This is a genomic window from Pseudomonas sp. HP_14 (assembly GCF_055283875.1).
Window position 1 is genome coordinate 43,080 of record NZ_JBTOQI010000023.1, and the last position, 7,093, is coordinate 50,172.

8 protein-coding genes are annotated in these 7,093 nt (G+C 58.7%); 6 read left to right on the top strand and 2 right to left on the bottom strand.

The window, feature by feature from the left end:
• Positions 1 to 144 precede the first annotated feature (144 nt).
• The 4 genes from ACYASS_RS16670 to ACYASS_RS16685 all read left to right on the top strand — a co-directional run bounded on the left by ACYASS_RS16670 (position 145) and on the right by ACYASS_RS16685 (position 3,288).
• Positions 145 to 564 carry a DUF2946 domain-containing protein gene (locus ACYASS_RS16670; RefSeq protein WP_463586933.1) on the top strand — a complete coding sequence of 140 codons (420 nt, stop codon included), beginning with the start codon at positions 145 to 147 and terminating at the stop codon, positions 562 to 564.
• Positions 565 to 655: 91 nt separating this feature from the next.
• Complete coding sequence (locus ACYASS_RS16675; protein ID WP_463586934.1) at positions 656 to 2,035, top strand: PepSY-associated TM helix domain-containing protein; 1,380 nt, start codon at positions 656 to 658, stop codon at positions 2,033 to 2,035.
• Positions 2,036 to 2,188: 153 nt separating this feature from the next.
• Positions 2,189 to 2,794 carry an SCO family protein gene (locus tag ACYASS_RS16680; RefSeq protein ID WP_463586935.1) on the top strand — a complete coding sequence of 202 codons (606 nt, stop codon included), beginning with the start codon at positions 2,189 to 2,191 and terminating at the stop codon, positions 2,792 to 2,794.
• Positions 2,794 to 3,288 (top strand): copper chaperone PCu(A)C, encoded by a 495-nt coding sequence (locus ACYASS_RS16685; RefSeq protein WP_463586936.1) that lies wholly within the window; start codon positions 2,794 to 2,796, stop codon positions 3,286 to 3,288. Before ACYASS_RS16680 ends, ACYASS_RS16685 begins: the two co-directional genes overlap by 1 nt.
• Before the next feature lie 46 nt (positions 3,289 to 3,334).
• Here ACYASS_RS16685 and ACYASS_RS16690 read toward each other — a convergent pair whose 3' ends face one another.
• Both ACYASS_RS16690 and ACYASS_RS16695 read right to left on the bottom strand, forming a co-directional pair.
• Positions 3,335 to 3,850 (bottom strand): GNAT family N-acetyltransferase, encoded by a 516-nt coding sequence (locus ACYASS_RS16690; RefSeq protein ID WP_463586937.1) that lies wholly within the window; start codon positions 3,848 to 3,850, stop codon positions 3,335 to 3,337.
• Positions 3,851 to 4,026: 176 nt separating this feature from the next.
• On the bottom strand, positions 4,027 to 4,932 hold the full coding sequence (locus ACYASS_RS16695; protein ID WP_463586938.1) for a LysR family transcriptional regulator: 906 nt from the start codon (positions 4,930 to 4,932) through the stop codon (positions 4,027 to 4,029).
• 107 nt (positions 4,933 to 5,039) lie between these two features.
• Here ACYASS_RS16695 and ACYASS_RS16700 point away from each other — a divergent pair, with 107 nt between their 5' ends.
• A complete protein-coding gene (locus ACYASS_RS16700) occupies positions 5,040 to 6,047 on the top strand; it encodes a zinc-binding alcohol dehydrogenase family protein (RefSeq protein ID WP_463586939.1) in 1,008 nt (335 codons plus the stop codon).
• Between the two features lie 38 nt (positions 6,048 to 6,085).
• The gene (gene nfsB / locus ACYASS_RS16705; protein WP_463586940.1) at positions 6,086 to 6,739 is read left to right on the top strand and encodes an oxygen-insensitive NAD(P)H nitroreductase; all 654 of its coding nucleotides are present in this window, start codon (positions 6,086 to 6,088) and stop codon (positions 6,737 to 6,739) included.
• Positions 6,740 to 7,093 lie beyond the last annotated feature (354 nt).

Consider the following 7,093-nt stretch of genomic DNA (forward strand, 5'->3'; position numbering starts at 1 on the left):
CGGAATGCCTGACTGTGCAGGCCCAATGTCTCGCCAACACGTTGGCTCCTACACGTATCTTGTTTCCCCAAAGCGGCGCGGTGTCATGCGTACCATTGACCTGTGTCCTGTCTTCCCCCCGGCTGAAATGCTAAATTAGCCGCCATGAATTTCTTCCGAACCCATCGCTCGCCCATTGCCTGGATGCTGTATGCCTTCATCCTGTTCAATGGTCTCGCGTGCGCCATGAGTCATGGCCAGATGATGGGGGCGTTTTCAGGGAAGCCCGCCGCGGCACCTTCCCACCATGAACATCACGGCACTTCGGCCATGAGTGGCATGCATCACGAGATGTCGATGGATGCCTCAATGGACATGTCTACGAAAAACATGGCCACGCCGGGCAGCATGCAGTCGCTGTTCGGCGACTGTTCGTTTGCCGGGACGCTGACTCTGGCGATGATTTTCTTCGTCGCCCTGAGCTGGTTGATCCGCACCCGTAATCCTCGCTTCGTCTTCCCGGCTCTCTGGCCAGGCCGTGCCTCACGCCAGTGTTTCCCCGGGCTCAACCCGCAGGCTCCTTGACGGCACCCACTCGTCGTTAAAAAACCAATATCGATTTTTTGCCTCGCCGGAGCCTGCTCTGGCTGAGCGCGTTTAACCGTTGGTGAGCCTTATGTCCGCTTTACCTGCACAGCCATCGTCAGGCGCTTTTGTCGCTCTGGTGAAAAGGCTGCATTTTTACATCGGCCTGTTTATTGGCCCTTTTATTCTGGTCGCGGCACTCAGCGGGGTGGTTTATGCCCTGACGCCGCAGCTCGAAAAACAGCTGTACGCCCACGCTTTGCACACTGAAACCCACGGCCCGGCACTGAGCCTCGAAGCGCAGGTACGTCGAGCGCAGGCCGTTGCCGGTCCGGGGGCGACGGTTGCGGCGGTACGTCCTGCGCCCAATCAGGGCGATACCACCCGTGTCATGTTCAACGCGCCTGGTCTTGGAGAGTCCGAGCATCGGGCACTGTTCGTTGATCCTGTCAGTGGCGAGATTCGGGGGGACATGAAGGTCTACGGGACCAGCGGGATATTGCCGCTGCGCACTTGGATCGATCAGTTTCACCGCAGTTTGCTGCTCGGTGATGTTGGCCGCATTTACAGCGAACTGGCTGCTTCCTGGTTGTGGGTCGCTGCAGCGGGGGGCGTTGTGTTGTGGGCGGTGCGACGCAAGCGCGCCAGGACCCTGCGCAGTGGTTTGCGCAGTTGGCATGCCAGTGCCGGGCTCTGGCTGATGCTCGGTTTGTTGTTCTTCTCGGCGACCGGATTGACCTGGTCGCAATACGCCGGTGACAACATTGGTGTGCTGCGCGCTTACTACGGCTGGTCAACGCCCAGCGTTGCGACGGCGCTGGCAAAACCGGCTGATACGCCAATGAACATGAGCATGCCTATGGACGAACACGCCGAGCACCATATGCCCATGGCGCCTTCTGTCTCAGGTGCAGCGCTGGATCCGGCGTTGTTCGATAGCGTGCTGGCCGCTGCGCGCAGTGCCAATATCGAGGCTGCCAAGGTTGAGATTCGGCCGTCGAGCAAACCGGAAAAAGCCTGGGTGGTCGCTGAAATCGATCGCAGTTGGCCGACTCAGGTTGATGCTGTCTCGATCAATCCGAATAACCTTGCGGTGGTCGACCACGTTGAATTTTCCCAGTACTCAGTACCCGCCAAACTGACCCGCTGGGGGATCGACGCGCACATGGGCGTATTGTTTGGCCTGGCCAATCAACTGATTCTGGTGTTTTTTGCCAGTGGCCTGGTTTTGATGGTGGTCATCGGTTACCTGATGTGGTGGCGGCGCAGGCCGACTCTCACACGGCAGCCGACACTGGTCGATGCGTGGCGGCAATCAGGCTTTGCTGCCCGAGTCGCCTGGCCGCTGGTGGCGATCACGCTTGGCGTTTGCTTGCCGGTGTTGGGCTGGAGCCTGTTGGTACTGGTTATCTGCGATGTCATCGTCACGTACAGAGCGCCGTCTGTCGCCTTTGTGCGCAGCCAGGGCTGACCGCGACTGGGCAGAACGTGCCGTGAAGCATTTTCTGACATTACTACAGCGACTGTAGGAAATGTCACAGGTAACCTACGCGGCTTTAGCGGCACCGAGAATTTGAATAACGGGGACAGCGTACTGGCTCCGTTGTTTTTCAAGAGGTAGGACATGAACACATTACTGACCCGTCGCCAGCTCATCGGCGGCATGGGCGTGCTGGGTCTGGGCGCGCTCGCAGGTTGCGGTGATTCCAACAAACTGTCGTTCAAGTACGGTAAGGACCTGAGCGACAATATCCTCGGCCGGACCTTCAAGCTGAAGGATCCGCAGGGCAATGTTAAAACCCTGTCGAGCTTTCGCGGCACGATGCCGATGGTATTTTTCGGCTTCACTCAGTGTCCGGCAGTGTGCCCCACTGCGCTGGCGCGAGCAGCACAGATCAAGAAACTGATGGGGCCGGATGGCGATACGCTCCAGGTTATTTTCATCACGGTGGATCCGGAGCGCGACAAACCGGCAATGCTCGATGCCTACGTCAAGGCCTTCGATCCGACCTTTGTGGCGTTGTACGGCACCCTCGAAGAAACTGCCGCAACCGCCAAAGAGTTCGGCGTGTTCTACGAGAAAATCCCGACGGGCGACACGTACACCATGTCCCACACCGCGACCAGTTACGTTTACGACACCCGTGGCGTGCTGCGCCTCGGTCTGTCTCACTCCCTTTCTGCCCAACAGTGCACAGAAGATCTGCTGACTGTCATGGAGGTCTGCTGATGAACCTTGAACGCCTGAAAAATTTCCTCAAACACGCGCTGCTGGGGCTTTCGCTGATCGGTATGGCTGCTCAGGTTTCGGCGCAAACGGTGGTCGAAGATGCGTGGGTGCGGGCAACCGTGCCGGGGCAGTCGTCCACCGGGGCTTTTCTGACGTTGACGGCCAGTACCGACAGCAAGTTGCTAGAGGCGCAGTCGCCGGTGGCGAAAATCGTGCAGATTCATCAGTCGAGCATGAAGGACGACGTGATGAGCATGCACGAAGTGACGTCGGTTGCTTTGCCTGCAGGCCAGCCAGTGGTCATGGACCCGAACAGCTATCACGTCATGCTGATCAATCTGGTAAGCCAAGTGAAAGAGGGCGATAAAGTCCCGCTGACCTTGATCGTCGAGGACGGTAAAGGGGTTAAACAGTCGATTGCGGTTGAAGCCACTGCTCGTGCGTTGAATGCGCCGGATCATGGCGCGATGCACGATCACAGCAAGATGCATTGATGCTTTAAATGTCGTCGGCAGGCCTTTATTCAGGCTTGCCGCGATTTCAACTCCGGTTCGCCAGAAACACCAGACTGGGCGCTTGCCCGGGCACATCGTCCAGCACATCAATACGTTGCATTCCTATCTTTTCCAGCACTCTGATCGAGGCCTGATGCGTGGGCCGAACCAGCCCGTATACCTTCGGTAGCTTCTGCTCGTTAAACGCATACCCCAGCGCCGCGCTGGCCAACTCCGTCGCATAACCTTTGCCCCACGCCGGAACACCGAAGCGATACCCGAGGTTGACCCGCTCAACGTCGAGGTACTTCATCAACGCCACACCGCCGAAGCCGATGACCTTATCCGGCGCTTCGCGAGTTGCCACCGTCCACCAGCCATATCCCTGTTCCTGCCAGTGACGCATCCAGGCATTCAGAAATATCTGCGCCTGCGCGAGCTCTTTCATCGGGCCGTTGGGGTTGAACACATTGGTGGCTGGGTCGCTATAGATAGCGAACATTGCAGCCAGGTCATAGGGGCGGGGTGGTCTGAGTAGCAGTCGTTCGGTGGTTCTTTGCATGGGCGGGTCCAGTCTGTCGGGTGTGCTTACGGATTATGGCGTTGAAATGAGGGCCCTGTTGGTGTGCGCTTGCTCGCGTTGGCTCCCGTTCAGCCGAAAATTGCGGCGCCCAAAAAACTGAAGGGCGAGCACGCCCACTCCTACAGGTCCTGCGTCCGGCTTTGATTTCCATTACCTCAAATCAACCCAGGCAATTCCAACTCCAGCTCCGCGAACTTGCCTTTCAACAACGAATGCAATTGTTGAATGGCAGGGGAGAACTGTTTGCGGTGCGGGCAGACCAGATTCAGCGGGACAGGCTCACCGGGATAATCCGGCAGGAGGATTTCCAGTCGGCCAGCCTTGATGTCCTGACTGACGTCCAGCCACGATTTGTAGGTAATGCCTTCGCCCGAAACGGCCCAGCGCCGCGCGACATCGGCATCATCACAAAACAGCGGCCCCGACACCGACATCACTCGCGCGCCGACTCGCCATTTATCGTAGATCCGCCCTCCGAGAGTGTAGAGCAAGCAGTCGTGACGCAGCAGATCCTCCGGCGTCTGGGGCCTGCCATGGCGCTGCAGGTAATCGGGCGACGCCACCAGCACCCTCCGATTCCACGCTGCCAGCGGCAGGGCGATGTAATTGGCGTCTTCCAGCAGCCCGTAGCGAATCGCAACGTCTACCGGATCGCGGAACATGTCGGCAACCTGATCAGATAGAAACAGGCGCATCGACAACGTCGGATGTTCGCGACGGAATTCGGACAGCCACCCCAGCAACACGTTACGGCCGAGGTCCGAGGGCGCGGCGACCTGTAGCATGCCCTGTAGCTCTGCAGATTCGCGGCGCAGCTTCTCGCGGCCGTCTTTCAACGTGTCGAGCACGGCTTGGGCATTGGGCAAGTACTGCTCGCCCTCAATCGTCAGGCGCAGGCTGCGTGTGGAGCGCGCAAACAGGCGCACGTCCAGTTCACGCTCCAGGCGTTTGATCGCCGCCGCCACTTGGCCTGGCAATAGATCGACCTCCCGTGCCGCGTTGGAAAAACTGCCTAAAGCGGCTGTCCGCACGAATAAGGAGAGATCATCAATGCGAATCATCTTCACTCCAGCTGTGAAAGTGTTGGCGCATTTTAGGGGTTTTTCTTTGCGGTAGAGAAGGTGAGTATGGCCCCACGTTTTGAAAAACCACATTCAAAGGAATTCCCATGAAAGCCATTGCCTTCACCCAACACGGTCTGCCTATTGAAGACCCTAATGCGCTGCTCGACATGGACCTGCCTAAACCTGCGCCCGGTCCTCGTGACCTGCTGGTTGAAGTGCGTGCCGTATCGGTCAACCCGGTAGACACCAAGATCCGTGCGGGTTCGGCTGCCACTGAACCCAAAGTTGTCGGTTGGGACGCCGTCGGTACGGTGCGGGAAGTGGGCAGTGACGTGACGCTGTTTCAACCCGGTGATGAAGTGTTTTATGCCGGCTCAATCGTGCGCCCCGGCAGCTACAGCGAATTCCATCTGGTGGATGAGCGCATCGTCGGTCATAAACCGAAATCCATCGATAACGCCCACGCGGCCGCGTTGCCGCTGACTTCAATCACCGCTTGGGAATTGCTCTTTGATCGCCTTGGCGTTGAAGAGGGCGGTGGTGAAGGCGAGGGCCTGTTGATCATCGGTGCTGCGGGCGGCGTGGGTTCGATCCTTGTTCAACTGGCTCGTCAGATGACCAGAATGACCGTTGTCGGCACTGCCTCGCGCCCCGAAACTCAAGCGTGGATCAAGCAGCTCGGCGCGCATCACGTTATCGATCACAGCAAACCGTTGGTGGCGCAGCTGGAGCAGATTGGCGTTGGCCAGGTCACTCATGTTGCCAGCCTGACCCACACCGACAGCCACTTCGCGCAGTTGATCGAAGCGCTGCGTCCGCAAGGCAAGCTGGCGCTTATCGACGATCCGCAAACCCTCGACGTGGTGCCGATGAAGCGCAAGGCGCTATCGCTGCACTGGGAGCTGATGTTCACCCGTTCGCTGTTCGAAACCCCGGACATGATCAAGCAGCATGAGCTGTTGAATCGCGTTGCAGACCTGATTGATCAAGGCGTGCTCAAAACCACGCTCGGCGAGCATTTCGGCACGATCAACGCGGCCAACCTGCGCCGTGCCCACGCGGTCGTGGAAAGCGGCAAGGCGAAAGGCAAGATCGTCCTCGAAGGCTTTTGATTTCAGCTGACTCAACCCTTTTCGATTTGGAGAACACCATGGAACTCGCCAGCCTCGCCAAGAGCCGCTACACCACCAAGGCTTATGACGCGACCCGCAAAATCCCTCAGGCAACTATTGATTCGTTGCTTGACCAGTTACGCCATAGCCCGTCGTCGGTCAATTCGCAGCCTTGGCACTTCGTCGTGGCTGCTGACGAGCAAGGCAAGGCGCGGATCGCCAAAGGCGCACAGGATGGCTTTGCCTACAACGAAGCGAAGATTCTCAACGCTTCCCATGTCGTCGTCCTCTGCACACGCACTGAAATGGCCGAAGCTCACTTGCAGGCGGTGGTCGATCAAGAGGAACTGGACGGCCGTTTCCAGAACGCGGAAGCCAAGGCTGGCCAGGACAAACTGCGTCGCGGCTATGTAGACCTGCATCGCTTCGACCTCAAGGACGTGCAGCACTGGATGGAAAAACAAACCTATCTGGCGCTGGGCACGTTGCTGCTGGGCGCTGCTTCGCTGGGTCTGGACGCCACGCCCATGGAAGGTTTCGACTTCAAGATACTTGATGAAGAACTCGGCCTGCGGGCCAAGGGATTCAGCAGCCTGGTGATCGTCAGCCTGGGCTATCGCAGCGAAACCGACTTCAACGCCAAGCTGCCGAAGTCGCGTCTCTCTGCCGAGTCAGTGTTTACCTTTCTGTAAGTAAAAGCAGTGGATGGCAGGTCTCGGGCGACACCCGCCCGGGACTTGTATACCTGCGACCTCTCTATTACGCGGTTTACCTCAAATCGCGCAGAAATACGCCCGTCAAACAGGCACTAAGCTGGCCTAATGCTGTCAATCACTTGCGGATTGCCGGGGCATTGACGCGCCGCAGCGAAAATTGAATCTGCAAGGCGCGACACCGGTGTCGATGGCACTGCGTTGTATCGCGGCCAACGCCGACCCTGTAGGAGTGGGGGGGGGGGGGGGGGGGGGGGGGGTGGGGGGGGGGTGGTGGGGGGGGGGGCGGGCGGGGGGGGGGGCGGGCGCGGGCAGCGCCGCAACTTAGGAGAG